Raw genomic sequence first — 15,538 nt, 5'->3', positions numbered from 1 at the left:
GAAAGCCATGAGAGCTGATCTGGAAATCATCCAGGAATGGATCCCCGCCGGCAGCCGCGTCCTCGACCTCGGTTGCGGTGACGGTGAACTGCTGACCTGGCTGCGCGACAACAAGCAAGTCACCGGTTATGGCCTGGAAAACGACGCCGACAACATCGCCGAGTGCGTGGCCAAGGGCATCAACGTCATCGAGCAGGATCTGGACAAGGGGCTGGGCAACTTCGCCAGCAACAGTTTCGACATCGTCGTGATGACCCAGGCCCTGCAAGCCGTGCATTACCCGGACAAGATCCTCGATGAAATGCTCCGGGTCGGTCGTCAGTGCATCATCACCTTTCCGAATTTCGGTCACTGGCGCTGCCGCTGGTATCTGGCGAGCAAGGGCCGCATGCCGGTGTCCGAGTTCCTGCCGTACACCTGGTACAACACGCCGAACATCCACTTCTGCACCTTCGAAGACTTTGAAGAACTTTGTCGCGAACGTGATGCGAAGGTCATTGATCGGCTTGCCGTGGATCAACAGCACCGTCACGGGTGGGCCAGTAAGCTATGGCCTAATCTATTAGGTGAGATTGGTATCTACCGCGTCAGCAGCCCCGTGCTGGCCGATCACAAGGTCGCGGTCTGAACCACGACTTTTCGAGGAGACGATCATGGGTCGTTTAGCGTTGTTGTTACTCACTGCCTGCCTCAGCGTCAGCGCCATGGCGGCCGACGTCATCAAGGGCGAGCGCAAGGAAACCTTCGGCGACGTGACGGTGCACTACAACACCTTCAACTCCACGTACCTGCAACCGGAAATCGCCAAGAATGCGGAACTTGTCCGCAGCAAGAATCAAGGCGTGATCAATGTCTCGGTGTTCAAGGACGGCAAACCGTTGGTCGCCAGCGTCACCGGTACGGTCAAAGACCTGACCAGCCAGAGCGTGCCGCTGAATTTCCGCCAGATCACCGAACAGGGTGCGATCTACTACATCGCCCAATACCCGGTGGACCAGCAGGAAACCCGCACCTTTGAAATCAAGGTGCAGAACGGCGACAAGATCAACACCATCAATTTCAACCAAGAACTCTTTCCCGGCGAATGATGAACCTCAAGCAACTCGTACTGGCCAGCCATAACGCCGGCAAACTCAAAGAACTCCAGGCCATGCTCGGCGACTCGGTGCAACTGCGCTCGATTGGCGAATGGAGCAAGGTCGAGCCGGAAGAAACCGGCCTGTCGTTCGTCGAGAACGCGATCCTCAAGGCGCGCAATGCCGCACGCATTTCCGGGCTGCCGGCGCTGGCCGACGATTCCGGCCTGGCGGTGGATTTCCTCGGAGGTGCACCGGGCATCTACTCGGCGCGGTATGCCGACGGCAAGGGCGACGCGGCGAACAATGCGAAACTGCTCGACGCCTTGAAGGATGTGCCGGAAGCCGAACGCGGCGCGCAGTTTGTCTGCGTGCTGGCACTGGTGCGTCACGCCGATGATCCGTTGCCGATCCTCTGCGAAGGCTTGTGGCACGGACGGATTCTGACCGCCGCCAGCGGTGAGCACGGTTTCGGTTACGACCCACTGTTCTGGGTACCGGAACGTGACGTGTCGAGCGCCGAACTGAGCCCGGCCGACAAGAACCAGATCAGCCACCGCGCCCGTGCAATGGATCTGCTGCGCCAGCGTCTGGGCTTGAAATGACCCGTGACTCTTCTGCGTCGTCGCTGATTGTCGGCGGCGCCGCCTCTTCGCCTCGGGCGCCGCTGCCGACGTTGCCGCCCCTGGCGCTGTACATCCACATCCCGTGGTGTGTGCGCAAATGCCCGTATTGCGACTTCAACTCGCACACTGCCAGCCCGGTCTTGCCGGAGCAGGAATACGTCGACGCATTGCTGGCCGATCTCGATGAGGATCTGCACGCCGTTTATGGCCGTGAAATCAGCTCGATCTTCTTCGGTGGCGGCACGCCAAGCCTGTTCAGCGCCGAGGCCCTCGGACGCTTGCTTGAAGGCGTCGAGCAGCGCATTCCGTTCGCTCACGACATCGAGATCACCCTGGAAGCCAATCCGGGCACGTTCGAGCAAGAGAAGTTCGTCGCCTACCGCAAACTGGGGATCAATCGTCTGTCGATCGGTATCCAGAGCTTCCAGCAGGAAAAGCTCAAGGCCCTCGGTCGCATTCACAACGGCGACGAAGCGGTGCGTGCGGCCGACATGGCGCGTCAGGCCGGGTTCGATAACTTCAACCTCGACTTGATGCACGGTTTGCCGGATCAGTCGCTGGACGATGCCTTGAGCGATTTGCGTCAGGCCATCGAGCTGAAACCGACGCATATTTCCTGGTATCAGCTGACGCTGGAGCCAAACACGGTGTTCTGGAACCAGCCGCCGTTGCTGCCGGAAGACGATACGCTGTGGGACATTCAAGAGGCCGGGCAAGCGCTGCTGGCCGAACACGGTTACGCGCAGTACGAAGTGTCGGCGTATGCCCAGGCCGGTCGGCCAGCACGGCATAACCTCAATTACTGGAGTTTCGGCGACTTCATCGGTATCGGCGCGGGTGCGCATGGCAAGCTCAGCCATCCGGACGGGCGCATCGTGCGTACGTGGAAGACGCGTCTGCCGAAGGACTATCTCAATCCGGCGAAAAGCTTTCAGGCTGGCGAAAAATCGCTGACTAACGACGAGATGCCGTTTGAATTCCTGATGAACGCTTTGCGCCTGACCGCCGGTGTCGAATCGCGTCTGTATCCGGAGCGCACCGGCCTGTCGCTGGAAAGCCTCGCCGAAGGCCGGGCAGCGGCAGAACAAAGCGGTCTGTTGCAGGTCGAACCGTCACGTCTGGCGGCCACCGAGCGCGGACAGCTGTTCCTCAACGACTTGCTGCAACAATTTCTGAACTGAGCCCAACCCTCAACTTCAGCCCCAAGGAAAAACGCATGGATTTGATACTCGACCTGCTCGCCACCGTCTCCCGCTGGAGCCGCAGCAACCTCTCGGAAATCGCCCTCGCGCTGGTTGGCTGCCTGCTGGTGCTGTTCGGTGCTGATTTCAAAGGCTGGGTCGAGCAACGCCTGGGCAGCATCGCCGGCGCCCTGCGCGTGCCACTGATGGCCCTGCTCTGCCTGATCGGCAGTGGCGCCGCACTGATCTACGCCACACCGTGGGTGATCAAGGGGTTGAGCCAGTTCAACAACTACAGCCTGGCACCAGTGCTGCTCGTGGTGCTGGTGTTGATTGGCGTAGTCGCCGACCGCCGCTGATTTCAGTACACACATAACATCTGTAGGAGCTGCGGCACGCTGCGATCTTTGGATCTGCTCTTTCAAGATCAAAAGATCGCAGCGTGCCGCAGCTCCTACATCGGATTGCGCGAAGAGACAGGGACGTTCATGAACAAAAAACTGTTGGACGAGACAAGCAAATTTCTCAGCTTCGTTTTGCGCCACGAGCCTCAAGCCATTGGCCTTACGCTGGACTCAGAAGGCTGGGCGAATATCGAAGTGTTGATCAGCGGTGCGGCACGCGACGGTCGCACTCTCGATCGCGCACTGATCGAAATCGTTGTTGCGAGCAGCGACAAGAAGCGCTTTTCGATTTCTGAGGACGGCCAAATGATTCGTGCCGTGCAGGGCCACTCGACGAAAAGTGTGGAACTGCAGCTTGAGGCAAAACAGCCCCCGAAGACGCTGTATCACGGTACGGCGACGCGCTTCATGGACTCGATCAACCAGCAGGGATTGATACCGGGATCGCGCCATCATGTGCATCTCTCGCAAGAAACCACCACCGCCTCAGCCGTAGGTCAACGCTACGGCACTGTGGTGATCCTGAAAGTTGCCGCACAGCAGATGCAGGAACAGGGCTTCAAGTTCTATCAGGCAGAGAATGGCGTCTGGCTGACAGAGCAAGTACCGGTGCGCTTCATCTCTACCCTGTAACTTCTCGAACACCCAAAACAACTGTAGGAGTGAGCCTGCTCGCGATAGCGGTCTGACATTCAACCTCTTCGGTGACTGTCAGTCCGCTATCGCGAGCAGGCTCACTCCTACATTGGGTATTGCGTGATGCTTAAGCGAGTTTTTCGAACTTCAGGTCCCAGACGCCATGGCCAAGACGTTCGCCGCGGCGTTCGAACTTGGTGATCGGGCGTTCGGCCGGACGCGGCACGCACTTGCCGTCTTCGGCGAGGTTGCGGTAGCCCGGGGCCACGCTCATCACTTCCAGCATGTATTCGGCGTACGGTTCCCAATCGGTGGCCATGTGCAGAACGCCGCCAACCTTCAACTTGCTGCGCACCAGTTCAGCAAATGAGGCCTGAACGATACGACGCTTGTGGTGACGGCTCTTGTGCCACGGATCCGGGAAAAACAGCATCAGGCGATCGAGGCTGTTGTCGGCGATGCAGCGGTTGAGCACTTCGATCGCGTCGCAATCGTAGACCCGCAGGTTGGTCAGGCCCTGAGTCAGCACGCCATTGAGCAGCGCGCCGACACCCGGACGGTGAACTTCAACGCCGATGAAATCCTGCTCCGGAGCGGCGGCTGCCATTTCCAGCAGCGAGTGCCCCATGCCGAAACCGATCTCCAGCGAGCGCGGTGCCGAACGGCCAAAAACCTCATCGTAATCCACTGGCGCATCGGCCAGCGGCAACACGAACTTGGGTGCGCCCTGATCCAGACCGCGTTGCTGGCCTTCGGTCATGCGCCCGGCGCGCATCACGAAACTCTTGATGCGGCGGTGTTGGCGCTCGTCGCCTTCTTCCGTCTGGATAGGCGTGTCGTTCGATTCAGTCATCAATGGCTCTTACTTGATCAGACCATCCAGCGGCGAAGAGGCGCTGGCATAGAGTTTTTTCGGCATGCGGCCGGCGAGGTAGGCCAGACGGCCCGCGACGATCGCGTGTTGCATGGCTTGCGCCATCATCACCGGATTACCGGCGTGGGCGATGGCCGAGTTCATCAGTACGGCATCGCAGCCCAGTTCCATGGCGATGGTGGCGTCGGAAGCAGTGCCGACACCGGCATCGACCAGCACCGGGATCTTGGCTTCTTCAAGGATGATCTGCAGGTTGTACGGATTGCAGATCCCCAGACCAGAACCGATCAGACCGGCCAGCGGCATGACCGCGATGCAGCCGATTTCCGCCAGTTGCCGGGCGATGATCGGGTCATCACTGGTGTAAACCATCACGTCGAAGCCTTCCTTGACCAGCGTCTCGGCGGCCTTGAGGGTTTCGATCACGTTAGGGAACAGGGTTTTCTGGTCGGCCAGCACTTCCAGCTTCACCAGGTTGTGGCCGTCGAGCAGCTCACGGGCCAGGCGACAGGTGCGCACGGCTTCGATGGCGTCGTAGCAACCGGCAGTATTCGGCAGGAAGGTGTAGCGATCCGGCGACAGCACGTCGAGCAGGTTCGGTTCGCCCTCGATCTGGCCGAGGTTGGTGCGGCGCACGGCGAAGGTGACGATCTCGGCACCCGAGGCTTCGATGGCCTGACGGGTTTCTTCCATGTCACGGTACTTGCCGGTACCGACCAGCAAACGCGACTGGTAAGTACGACCGGCCAAGACGAAAGGCTTGTCGCTACGAACGATGCTCATGGGGAATCCTCTTGAGGGGTGAGGGTCTTGCAGAATTCTGTGCCCTTGCGGGCCGGGCGACTAGCCGCCACCGATGGCGTGCACGACTTCGACGTTGTCGCCGTCGTTGAGCGTGGTGTCGGCATGCTGGCTGCGCGGGACGATATCCAGATTGAGTTCGACTGCTACCCGCCGTCCGGTCAGTTCCAGACGGGTAATCAGGGCCGCAACGGTTTCACCGTCGGGCAGTTCAAGGGATTCGCCGTTCAACTGAATGCGCATGCGTAACGCCGCCATCATTTTTAGGGGCTGGCATTCTAGCCCGATCATGACCTAAAGGTCAGCACCAAGCGTCAAGCGGTTAGCTGCAAGCGCCAGGCGGCGAGACCCAGGCACAGCCAGCCGACCAGAAACGCCAGGCCGCCGAACGGGGTGATGATGCCGAGTTTGCTGATGCCGGTCGTGGTCAGTACATACAGGCTGCCGGAGAACAGCAGAATTCCGATGGCGAACGAAATGCCGGCCCAAGTGACCAGTCGCCCCTGAATCTGTGTAGCCAGCAATGCGACGCCGAACAGCGCCAGCGTGTGCACCAATTGATAGGTGACGCCGGTGTGGAAAATCGCCAGATACTCGGGCGTGAGGCGGTTTTTCAAACCGTGGGCGGCGAACGCACCCAAGGCAACTCCGGTAAAACCAAAAAAAGCGGCCAGCATCAGAAAGCCACGCAGCATGTGGAACTCCAGTCAGACTCGATCGGCAGGGTCTGTATAATGGCCCGCTCCACCGGTTCGGCCAAGCCATCTCTATGCTGCGTTCAATTTTTCGTCGTCTCACGAAAGCCCTGCTCTGGTTCGCGGGTGGCAGCGTATTGCTGGTCCTGGTGTTTCGTTTCGTGCCGCCGCCGGGAACGGCGCTGATGGTCGAACGCAAGATTGAATCCTGGGTCGACGGCGAACCGATTGACCTGCAGCGCACCTGGAAACCGTGGGATGAGATCTCCGATGACCTCAAAGTGGCGGTCATGGCCGGCGAGGATCAGAAGTTTCCCGAGCATTGGGGCTTTGATTTCGGCGCCATCCAGGCTGCGCTGGCGCACAACGAACTGGGCGGTTCGATCCGTGGCGCCAGCACGCTGAGCCAGCAAGTGTCGAAGAACCTGTTTCTGTGGGCCGGACGCAGCTATCTGCGCAAAGGTCTGGAGGCCTGGTTTACCGCGCTGATCGAAGTGTTCTGGCCCAAGCAGCGGATTCTTGAGGTCTATCTGAACAGCGTCGAGTGGGATGACGGTGTGTTTGGCGCTGAAGCAGCGGCCCGCCATCACTTTGGCGTGAGCGCCAAGTCGCTGTCCCGGCAGCAGGCGAGTTATCTGGCGGCCGTTCTACCTAACCCGCGCGTATGGAGTGCGAGCCATCCAACGTCTTACGTGTCGCGCCGGGCGGGGTGGATTCGCCAGCAGATGAGCCAGTTGGGTGGGGATAGTTATCTGCTGGGGCTCAACGATTCGCGTCGGGCACCTTGGGCGCAATAATTTGAAACGCAGTAGATCCCTGTAGGAGTGAGCCTGCTCGCGATAGCGGTTTGCCTGCCACATTTGTGGTGACGGACCTGACGCTATCGCGAGCAGGCTCACTCCTACAGGGGTTGTGGTGAATCACAAATGAAAACGCCCCGATCATCGCTGATCGGGGCGTTTTTTATTGTCTGAGCGCCGATTATGCGGCGATCGACAACTTGAGCTTGTTCATCGCGCTCTTTTCGAGTTGACGAATACGCTCGGCCGACACGTTGTACTTCTGCGCCAGGTCGTGCAGCGTGGCTTTCTCTTCTGCCAGCCAGCGCTGGTAGAGGATGTCACGGCTACGTTCGTCCAGCACTTCCAGCGCTTCGTGCAGGTTGTGGTTGGAGTTGTCGCTCCAGTCCGCATCCTCCAGTTGACGCGCCGGGTCGTACCGGTGGTCTTCCAGATAGTTGGCCGGCGACTGGAAAGCACTGTCGTCGTCCGCTTCCGCAGCCGGGTCGAAGGCCATGTCATGGCCGGTCAGGCGACTTTCCATCTCGCGCACTTCCCGCGGCTCGACGCCGAGGCTTTCCGCCACACGGTGGACTTCCTCGTTGTTCAGCCACGCCAGACGCTTCTTCTGGCTGCGCAGGTTGAAGAACAGCTTGCGCTGGGCCTTGGTGGTCGCGACTTTCACAATGCGCCAGTTGCGCAGGATGAACTCGTGAATTTCCGCCTTGATCCAGTGCACAGCGAACGACACCAGACGCACACCCATTTCCGGGTTGAAGCGTTTGACAGCCTTCATCAGGCCGACGTTACCTTCCTGGATCAGGTCAGCCTGAGCCAGACCGTAGCCGGAATAGCTACGGGCAATGTGTACGACAAAACGCAGGTGGGCGAGCACCATCTGCCGAGCCGCCCCCAAATCCTGCTCATAGTAGAGACTCTCGGCCAGTTCACGCTCCTGCTCCGGCGTCAGCAATGGAATGCTGTTGACGGTGTGCACATAAGCTTCCAGGTTCGCACCCGGAACCAACGCGTACGCAGGTTGCAAAGAATTGGTCATACGAAAAAACCTCCCACTTACATACTCGTGCCTCTCGGCACTGCGAAAAATTGACCGGGAATTCAAGTGCAAGTTCCCAAAAAAACCGCGAGGCCAATCACGCGCAAAAAAGATTCTACTTCGGCGCCAGCTCCCTGAGATGACGTGCGACTGCAATCCATGCACCGATATAACCCAACAGCACCGCGCCAAGCAAGAGCGACAGACCGTCGGCAACTGGCACTCCGGCCAGCGCGAAATCACTGCCGTACAAGCCGGCCAGTCCAACCACCGCGTCGTTCAGCCAGTTCAGGCCGAACGCCAATACTCCCCAGGACAACAGTCCCGCACCGAAACCGTACAACGCGCCCATATAAAGGAAGGGACGCCGCACATAGCTGTCAGTGCCGCCGACGAGTTTAATCACTTCTATCTCGGTGCGGCGGTTTTCAATATGAAGACGAATGGTATTGCCTATCACCAAAAGTAATGCAGAAACCAGCAGCACTGTCAGACCGAAGACAAAACGATCGCCAAGCTTGAGGATGGCAGCCAGACGCTCGACCCAGACTAGATCAAGTTGCGCCTGTTGTACCTTGGGCAACTCGGAAAGTTTTTGTCTTAATGCTTCCAGCGTCGACTTGTCGACCTCGTTCGGCGTGACCAGTACCACGCCCGGTAGCGGGTTTTCCGGCAGCTCGCGCAGGGCTTCGCCCAGGCCGGACTGTTGCTGGAATTCTTCCAGCGCCTGATCGCGGCCGACATATTCAGCATCAGCTACGCCGGGCATGCCTTTGATCTGCTCGCGCAACGACTCGCCCTGCTCCGGGCTCGCATCGAGTTGCAGGTACAGCGAAATCTGCGCCGCACGCTGCCACGATCCGCCAAGACGCTCGACGTTGTTAAGCAGCAGTGACAAGCCCATCGGCAGGCTCAGCGCAACCGCCATCACCATGCAGGTAAAGAAGCTGCCGATCGGCTGTTTGCCAAGCCGGCGCAGGCTGTCGAGCAGGCTGGCGCGGTGGCTTTCGATCCAGGCACGCAATAGCGTGGCGAAATCCGGACCATCATCATCGTCGTGCTTTTTCTTCTTCGGCGGCTGCGGATCGGCGGCTTTCGGGGCCACGCGCTCGGAAACCTTGGGGCTACGTGTTGCGCTCATTCCCCTGCCTCCCCGTCGCCGATCAATCGGCCGCGTTGCAGGGTCAGCATGCGGTGACGCATGCGTGCGATCAGCGCCAGGTCGTGGCTGGCGATCAGCACGCTGGTGCCCAGACGGTTGATGTCCTCGAACACGCCCATGATCTCGGCCGCCAGACGCGGGTCGAGGTTACCGGTCGGTTCATCCGCCAGCAGCAAGGCCGGGCGGTGAACGATGGCGCGGGCGATGCCGACGCGCTGTTGCTGACCGGTGGACAGGTCGCCCGGGTACAGATCGGTTTTGTCCGACAGTGCCACACGCTCCAGCGCCGAATCGACACGCTTGGCGATTTCAGCCTTGGACAGCCCGAGAATCTGCAGCGGCAACGCGACGTTGTTGAACACCGTGCGATCAAACAGCAACTGGTGGTTCTGGAACACTACGCCGATCTGCCGACGCAGGAACGGAATCTGTGCGTTGCTGATGGTGCTCAGGTCTTGCCCGGCGAGCAGCAGTTTGCCGCTGGTCGGACGTTCCATCGCCAGCAGCAGGCGCAACAGGGTGGATTTACCGGCACCGGAGTGGCCGGTGACAAACAAGAACTCGCCACGACGGACTCGAAAGCTCAGCTCATGCAAGCCGACGTGACCGTTCGGGTAGCGTTTACCGACCTGTTCGAAACGAATCATGAACGCTCCCGCTCGGCAAACAATGCCTGGACAAAGGGTTCGGCTTCAAAGGTACGCAAATCGTCGATGCCTTCACCGACGCCGATGTAACGGATCGGCAGGCCAAACTGCTTGGCCAGGGCGAAAATCACCCCGCCCTTGGCGGTGCCGTCGAGCTTGGTCAGCGCCAGACCGGTCAGTTCGACGGTCTGGTTGAATTGCTTGGCCTGGTTGATGGCGTTCTGGCCAGTACCGGCATCGAGCACCAGCAGCACTTCGTGCGGTGCGTCGGCATCGAGCTTGCCGATCACCCGGCGAACCTTTTTCAGTTCTTCCATCAGGTTGTCTTTGGTGTGCAGACGACCGGCGGTGTCGGCGATCAGCACGTCGATGCCGCGAGCCTTGGCGGCCTGCACGGCGTCGAAGATCACCGAAGCAGAGTCAGCGCCAGTGTGCTGGGCGATGACCGGGATCTTGTTGCGCTCACCCCAGACCTGCAACTGCTCGACGGCGGCGGCGCGGAAGGTGTCACCGGCGGCGAGCATGACTTTCTTGCCTTCCAGTTGCAGCTTCTTCGCCAGTTTGCCGATGGTGGTGGTTTTGCCAGCGCCGTTGACGCCGACCACCAGAATCACGAAGGGCTTGTTCTGCGAAACGATTTTCAGCGGTTGCTCGACCGGCTTGAGCATAGCGGCCAGCTCGGCTTGCAGGGATTTGTACAGTGCGTCCGAGTCGGCCAGTTCCTTGCGCGCGACCTTCTGGGTCAGGCGCTGGATGATCTGGGTGGTGGCTTCGACGCCAACGTCGGCGGTGAGCAGACGGGTTTCGAGGTCATCGAGCAGATCGTCATCGATAGTTTTACGGCCGAGGAACAGGCTGGCCATGCCCTCGCCGATGCTGGCGCTGGTCTTCGACAGACCTTGTTTCAGGCGAGCGAAGAAACCGGCTTTGGTTTCTTCAGTACGCGGGGCTTCGACGGGCGTTTCGGCAACCACCTCAACCGGCACCACTGGCGCAGCGACAACCGGTGCAGGTGCAGGCTGTTGAATGACCGGAGCTACGGGCGCAACAGCTACCGGGGCAACTGGCTCAGGAATCACAGGTTCGGCAATAACTGGCTCAACAACAATCGACGCGGGCTCGACAACCGCCTCAACCACTGGCGCCGCAGCGACCTCGGCAACAGGCGCAGCGGGTGCAGGAATCGGCGGCGTGACATGCGGCGCGGCCTCTTCAACCAGCGCTACCGGTTCTTCCGCCACTGGCAACGTCAGCCACGGCTCGGCTGCGGGGGTCAGCGGCGCCTCGGCAACCACAGGGGTTTCAGGTTCAGGCTCGGCGGCCGGTTGCAGCACCGGCTCGGCAATCGGCAGAACGATCGGTGCCGGCTCTTCCTCTATAACTGGAGCTGGTGCCGGGGCAGGCTCAGGAATCGCGGGCGGCTGTTCGACGACGGGTTCCTGCGGTTTCTTACGCAGCCATCCGAACAGGCTTTTCTTCTCGCCAGCCGCAGCTGGGGTCTTCTTGTCGTCGTTGGAACCAAACATGGAGGACGGCTATCTCACGGTAGCGACGCGCCATAAGGGCGCCCCGGCAAATAAATATTCGATGCAGAACAGACTGTGTTTCATCCAGCTTGTTCACGCGCAACATTTTGTCGAGGCGCCAGCGGCACCCCAAAGAATCGTATTAACGAAGGACTAAACCGGCAAAATCGGCGAAAAAGCGAAGTTTAGTCGATAAACCGCAGCTTTCTGCCGCTAACCCATACAACCTGATCAGACTTGAAAACCTGATAGGCGTGGTCGCCGGTAAAACGGATCAGTATCCTAGGACGTGTCATCGATCATTACCAGTACCGCGTGGCCGCCTGAAAACGGGCCAGACAAGGCGCAGGCTGCAGGGAATGTGCTTTCCTTCCCAAGGACTGCAACGCAGTATGGCCCGTTTTCAGGCGCCACCCGGAGGGCCGGGCCTGATAGTGTGCAGGGCTGCGTTGCTCGGAGTTTATTTGAAACGACCAAACCGCACTCCTCGCGCCTTGCCCTGCACACTATCAGGCGCCGGCGCGGTACTGGTAATGATCGATGACACGTCCTACCTCCTCGCCCGCCTAGGCTAAGACCAAGCGGGCAGCCCAACAGGTTAAAAAACGAATGAATGCTCTAGCCCGCCGCGCTGCTGGCCTGCTGTTCAGCACAGTCTGCCTGCCCCTTTCGGCCCTGGCGGCCGACCCGCAACCGACTCACGAATTCACTCTCGATAACGGCTTGAAGGTCGTCGTGCGTGAAGACCATCGCGCGCCGGTGGTGGTGTCGCAGGTCTGGTACAAGGTCGGTTCCAGCTACGAAACCCCGGGCCAGACCGGTCTGTCCCACGCGCTTGAGCACATGATGTTCAAGGGCAGCGAGAAAGTCGGTCCCGGCGAAGCGTCGCTGATCCTGCGCGACCTCGGCGCCGAAGAGAACGCGTTCACCAGTGACGATTTCACCGCTTATTACCAGGTGCTGGCCCGCGACCGTCTGGGCGTAGCCTTTGAACTGGAAGCCGACCGCATGGCCAACCTGCGCCTGCCGGCCGACGAGTTCGCCAAGGAAATCGAAGTCATCAAGGAAGAGCGCCGTCTGCGCACCGATGACAAGCCGATGTCCAAAGCCTACGAGCGCTACAAGGCCATGGCCTACCCGGCCAGCGGTTACCACACGCCGACCATCGGCTGGATGGCTGACCTCGACCGCATGAAAGTCGAAGAGCTGCGCCACTGGTATCAGTCTTGGTACGTGCCGAACAACGCCACGCTGGTGGTAGTCGGCGACGTCACCCCGGATGAGGTGAAAACCCTCGCCCTGCGCTACTTCGGGCCGATCGCCAAACGCGACGTGCCACCGGCGAAACAACCGCTGGAACTGGCTGAGCCGGGTGAACGCCAGATCACCCTGCACGTGCAGACGCAACTGCCTAGCCTGATGCTCGGTTTCAATGTGCCCAGCATCGCCACCGCGGAAGACAAACGCTCGGTCAACGCTCTGCGCCTGATCTCGGCACTGCTCGACGGCGGATACAGCGGGCGCATCCCGACGCAACTGGAGCGCGGCGAAGAGCTGGTCTCCGGCGGTTCGTCGAGCTACGACGCCTACACCCGCGGCGACAGCCTGTTTACCCTCTCGGCCACGCCGAACACGCAGAAGAAAAAGACCATGGCGCAAGCCGAGGCTGGTCTGTGGAAGCTGCTGGAACAGTTGAAAACCACCGCGCCATCCGCCGCAGAGCTTGAGCGCGTCCGTGCACAAGTGATTGCCGGTCTGGTCTATGAGCGTGACTCGATCACCAGTCAGGCCACGGCTATTGGCCAACTGGAGACTGTCGGTCTGTCGTGGAAGCTGATGGACACCGAACTCGCCGATCTGGAAAGCGTGACCCCGCAAGACATCCAGAATGCCGCCAAGCTGTATTTCACCCGCGAACGTCTCAGCGTCGCCCACGTCCTGCCACTGGAGACGACTCATGAGTGAGCGCAAATCCCCACGCCTGTTGCTCGGCCTGATCGCAGTTGCAGTGATCGGCTCCGCTGCGTTCTATCTGACCCCGGGCGCCAAGACCAACGCCAGTGAGGCGCTGGATAACGCCAAGTCCAGCCAGAAACTGCAATCACTGACCGAACTCGACGGCAAGGCGCCGGCCAGCCGCAAACTCGATGTACAGACCTGGAACACCGCCGACGGCGCCAAGGTGTTGTTCGTCGAAGCGCATGAGCTGCCGATGTTCGACATGCGCCTGATCTTTGCCGCCGGCAGCAGCCAGGATGGCAACGCCCCAGGTCTCGCGGTGCTGACCAACGCGATGCTCAACGAAGGTGTCGCCGGCAAAGACGTCGGCGCCATCGCTCAGGGCTTCGAAGGACTTGGTGCGGATTTTGGCAACGGTGCCTTCAAGGATATGGCGCTGGCATCGCTGCGCAGCCTCAGTGCTGTCGACCAGCGTGAACCGGCCTTGAAGCTGTTCTCGGAAGTGGTCGGCAAACCGACCTTCCCGGCCGACTCGTTCGCCCGCATCAAGAACCAGCTGCTTGCCGGCTTCGAATACCAGAAACAGAACCCCGGCAAACTCGCCAGCCTGGAGCTGATGAAGCGTCTGTATGGCGATCACCCGTATGCGCATTCCAGCGATGGCAACGCGCAGAGCGTGCCGAAAATCACCCTCGCGCAACTGCGTGAGTTCCACGCCAAGGCTTACGCCGCAGGCAATGTGGTAATCGCGCTGGTGGGTGATCTGTCACGCGCTGACGCCGAAGCCATTGCCAATCAGGTATCCGCGGCCCTGCCGAAAGGCCCGGCGCTGGCGAAAATCGCTCAGCCACAGGATCCGAAGGCCAGCGTCGGTCACATCGAGTTCCCGTCCAAGCAAACCAACCTGATGATCGCGCAACTGGGCATCGACCGCGATGACCCGGACTACGCTGCTTTGTCGATGGGCAACCAGATTCTCGGCGGCGGCGGTTTCGGCACGCGCCTGATGAGTGAAGTGCGCGAGAAGCGCGGCCTGGCCTATGGCGTGTACTCCGGGTTTAGTCCGATGCAGGCCCGTGGCCCGTTCATGATCAACCTGCAGACCCGCGCGGAAATGAGCGAAGGCACCCTGAAACTGGTGCAGGACGTACTCGCCGACTATCTGAAAACCGGCCCGACCCAGAAAGAACTCGACGACGCCAAACGTGAACTGGCCGGCAGCTTCCCGCTGTCCACCGCGAGCAACGCCGACATCGTCGGCCAACTCGGCGCCATGGGCTTCTATAATCTGCCGCTGAGCTATCTGGATGACTTCATGCGTCAGTCCCAGAGCCTGACTGTCGAGCAGGTCAAAGACGCGATGAACAAACACCTGAGCACGGACAAAATGGTCATCGTCAGCGCTGGCCCGACCGTGCCGCAAAAGCCGTTACCGGCCCCATCTGATAAACCTGCCGAGCAACCGCTCGGGGTTCCGGAGCATTAATGGCTACTCGTTCACCGAAAAAACCTGCGCACAACGTTCACAACGGTGTGAACCAGTTGCGCATCATTGGCGGCCAATGGCGCAGCCGCAAGCTGAGCTTCCCCGACGCGCCGGGCCTGCGCCCGACGCCGGATCGTGTGCGTGAAACCCTGTTCAACTGGCTCGCGCCGTACGTTGAAGGGGCCAAGGTGCTCGACCCGTTCGCCGGCAGCGGCGCGCTGTTTCTCGAAGCCCTGTCCCGTGGCGCGGCCATGGGGCAGGCGCTGGACGCCAGCAATATTGCGGTTTCCAGCCTGAAAGAACACCTCGGCACGCTACGCTGCACCAACGGCCAGGTGCAGACCGCTGACGCCCTGCGCTATCTGGAAACCCAGGTTGCCACGCCGTTTGACCTGGTGTTCCTTGACCCGCCGTTCAACCAGAACCTGTTGCCGGCGGTATGTACCTTGCTCGAAGAACGCCAGTGGCTGGCCGACGACGCCTGGGTGTACACCGAAAGCGAAACGGCACCCTCGACCCTGGGCTTGCCGGGCAACTGGCGCCTGCACCGCGAGCAGAAGTCCGGACGCGTCTATTACGCGTTGTGGCAACGCAGCGCCTGATTCGCCAAGTCCTGTGCGCTCACTGCG

The 15,538-nt window shown here is 60.3% G+C and carries 18 protein-coding genes; 10 read left to right on the top strand and 8 right to left on the bottom strand.

Annotated elements, in window-relative coordinates; genetic code table 11:
* The first annotated feature begins 7 nt into the window (after nucleotides 1–7).
* The 6 genes from metW (at nucleotide 8) to JFT86_RS08505 (ending at nucleotide 3,920) form a co-directional block, all read left to right on the top strand.
* Complete coding sequence (gene metW / locus JFT86_RS08530) at nucleotides 8–628, top strand: methionine biosynthesis protein MetW (protein WP_201236432.1); 621 nt, start codon at nucleotides 8–10, stop codon at nucleotides 626–628.
* A 25-nt stretch (nucleotides 629–653) separates the two neighbouring features.
* A complete protein-coding gene (locus JFT86_RS08525) occupies nucleotides 654–1,088 on the top strand; it encodes a DUF4426 domain-containing protein (protein ID WP_201236431.1) in 435 nt (144 codons plus the stop codon).
* Nucleotides 1,085–1,681, top strand: coding sequence for an RdgB/HAM1 family non-canonical purine NTP pyrophosphatase (gene rdgB / locus JFT86_RS08520; RefSeq protein ID WP_095186987.1), 597 nt, complete (start codon nucleotides 1,085–1,087; stop codon nucleotides 1,679–1,681). The genes JFT86_RS08525 and rdgB overlap by 4 nt, the downstream gene beginning before the upstream one ends.
* Nucleotides 1,678–2,883 (top strand): radical SAM family heme chaperone HemW, encoded by a 1,206-nt coding sequence (hemW, locus tag JFT86_RS08515; RefSeq protein ID WP_242489476.1) that lies wholly within the window; start codon nucleotides 1,678–1,680, stop codon nucleotides 2,881–2,883. The genes rdgB and hemW overlap by 4 nt, the downstream gene beginning before the upstream one ends.
* A 35-nt stretch (nucleotides 2,884–2,918) precedes the next feature.
* Nucleotides 2,919–3,242: a DUF3392 domain-containing protein gene (locus JFT86_RS08510; RefSeq protein ID WP_008083808.1), complete on the top strand. Its 324-nt coding sequence runs from the start codon at nucleotides 2,919–2,921 to the stop codon at nucleotides 3,240–3,242.
* 129 nt (nucleotides 3,243–3,371) lie between these two features.
* Nucleotides 3,372–3,920: an RNA 2'-phosphotransferase gene (locus tag JFT86_RS08505; protein WP_201231624.1), complete on the top strand. Its 549-nt coding sequence runs from the start codon at nucleotides 3,372–3,374 to the stop codon at nucleotides 3,918–3,920.
* A gap of 130 nt (nucleotides 3,921–4,050) precedes the next feature.
* Here JFT86_RS08505 and trmB read toward each other — a convergent pair whose 3' ends face one another.
* The 4 genes from trmB to JFT86_RS08485 all read right to left on the bottom strand — a co-directional run bounded on the left by trmB (nucleotide 4,051) and on the right by JFT86_RS08485 (nucleotide 6,293).
* Nucleotides 4,051–4,776: a tRNA (guanosine(46)-N7)-methyltransferase TrmB gene (gene trmB / locus JFT86_RS08500; RefSeq protein ID WP_201236430.1), complete on the bottom strand. Its 726-nt coding sequence runs from the start codon at nucleotides 4,774–4,776 to the stop codon at nucleotides 4,051–4,053.
* A 9-nt stretch (nucleotides 4,777–4,785) separates the two neighbouring features.
* Nucleotides 4,786–5,580 (bottom strand): thiazole synthase, encoded by a 795-nt coding sequence (locus tag JFT86_RS08495; protein WP_166221526.1) that lies wholly within the window; start codon nucleotides 5,578–5,580, stop codon nucleotides 4,786–4,788.
* A 60-nt stretch (nucleotides 5,581–5,640) separates the two neighbouring features.
* Nucleotides 5,641–5,841, bottom strand: a complete 201-nt coding sequence (thiS, locus tag JFT86_RS08490) for a sulfur carrier protein ThiS (RefSeq protein WP_122604433.1) — start codon at nucleotides 5,839–5,841, stop codon at nucleotides 5,641–5,643.
* 71 nt (nucleotides 5,842–5,912) lie between these two features.
* Nucleotides 5,913–6,293, bottom strand: coding sequence for a DUF423 domain-containing protein (locus JFT86_RS08485; RefSeq protein WP_201236429.1), 381 nt, complete (start codon nucleotides 6,291–6,293; stop codon nucleotides 5,913–5,915).
* Nucleotides 6,294–6,367: 74 nt separating this feature from the next.
* On the opposite strand from JFT86_RS08485, the gene mtgA reads away from it, so the two are divergent.
* Nucleotides 6,368–7,090 carry a monofunctional biosynthetic peptidoglycan transglycosylase gene (mtgA, locus tag JFT86_RS08480; RefSeq protein WP_201236428.1) on the top strand — a complete coding sequence of 241 codons (723 nt, stop codon included), beginning with the start codon at nucleotides 6,368–6,370 and terminating at the stop codon, nucleotides 7,088–7,090.
* Between the two features lie 184 nt (nucleotides 7,091–7,274).
* Here mtgA and rpoH read toward each other — a convergent pair whose 3' ends face one another.
* The 4 genes from rpoH to ftsY all read right to left on the bottom strand — a co-directional run bounded on the left by rpoH (nucleotide 7,275) and on the right by ftsY (nucleotide 11,464).
* Nucleotides 7,275–8,129 (bottom strand): RNA polymerase sigma factor RpoH, encoded by an 855-nt coding sequence (rpoH, locus tag JFT86_RS08475; protein ID WP_003229146.1) that lies wholly within the window; start codon nucleotides 8,127–8,129, stop codon nucleotides 7,275–7,277.
* Between the two features lie 115 nt (nucleotides 8,130–8,244).
* On the bottom strand, nucleotides 8,245–9,270 hold the full coding sequence (ftsX, locus tag JFT86_RS08470) for a permease-like cell division protein FtsX (RefSeq protein ID WP_201236427.1): 1,026 nt from the start codon (nucleotides 9,268–9,270) through the stop codon (nucleotides 8,245–8,247).
* The gene (gene ftsE, locus JFT86_RS08465; protein WP_008065082.1) at nucleotides 9,267–9,938 is read right to left on the bottom strand and encodes a cell division ATP-binding protein FtsE; all 672 of its coding nucleotides are present in this window, start codon (nucleotides 9,936–9,938) and stop codon (nucleotides 9,267–9,269) included. The genes ftsX and ftsE overlap by 4 nt, the downstream gene beginning before the upstream one ends.
* Nucleotides 9,935–11,464, bottom strand: a complete 1,530-nt coding sequence (gene ftsY / locus JFT86_RS08460; protein WP_201236426.1) for a signal recognition particle-docking protein FtsY — start codon at nucleotides 11,462–11,464, stop codon at nucleotides 9,935–9,937. The genes ftsE and ftsY overlap by 4 nt, the downstream gene beginning before the upstream one ends.
* A gap of 609 nt (nucleotides 11,465–12,073) precedes the next feature.
* Here ftsY and JFT86_RS08455 point away from each other — a divergent pair.
* The 3 genes from JFT86_RS08455 to rsmD are packed head-to-tail and all read left to right on the top strand — an operon-like array spanning nucleotide 12,074 to nucleotide 15,511.
* Nucleotides 12,074–13,429 carry a pitrilysin family protein gene (locus JFT86_RS08455; RefSeq protein WP_201236425.1) on the top strand — a complete coding sequence of 452 codons (1,356 nt, stop codon included), beginning with the start codon at nucleotides 12,074–12,076 and terminating at the stop codon, nucleotides 13,427–13,429.
* Entirely contained in the window at nucleotides 13,422–14,909 is a 1,488-nt protein-coding gene (locus JFT86_RS08450; RefSeq protein WP_201236424.1) for a pitrilysin family protein, read from the top strand. The genes JFT86_RS08455 and JFT86_RS08450 overlap by 8 nt, the downstream gene beginning before the upstream one ends.
* On the top strand, nucleotides 14,909–15,511 hold the full coding sequence (gene rsmD, locus JFT86_RS08445) for a 16S rRNA (guanine(966)-N(2))-methyltransferase RsmD (RefSeq protein ID WP_201236423.1): 603 nt from the start codon (nucleotides 14,909–14,911) through the stop codon (nucleotides 15,509–15,511). The genes JFT86_RS08450 and rsmD overlap by 1 nt, the downstream gene beginning before the upstream one ends.
* Nucleotides 15,512–15,538 lie beyond the last annotated feature (27 nt).

It is taken from the genome of Pseudomonas sp. TH06 (genome assembly GCF_016651305.1).
Taxonomy (GTDB): domain Bacteria; phylum Pseudomonadota; class Gammaproteobacteria; order Pseudomonadales; family Pseudomonadaceae; genus Aquipseudomonas.
The sequence above is the reverse complement of the archived record's forward strand: the minus strand, read 5'-3'. Positions and strand labels throughout refer to the sequence as shown.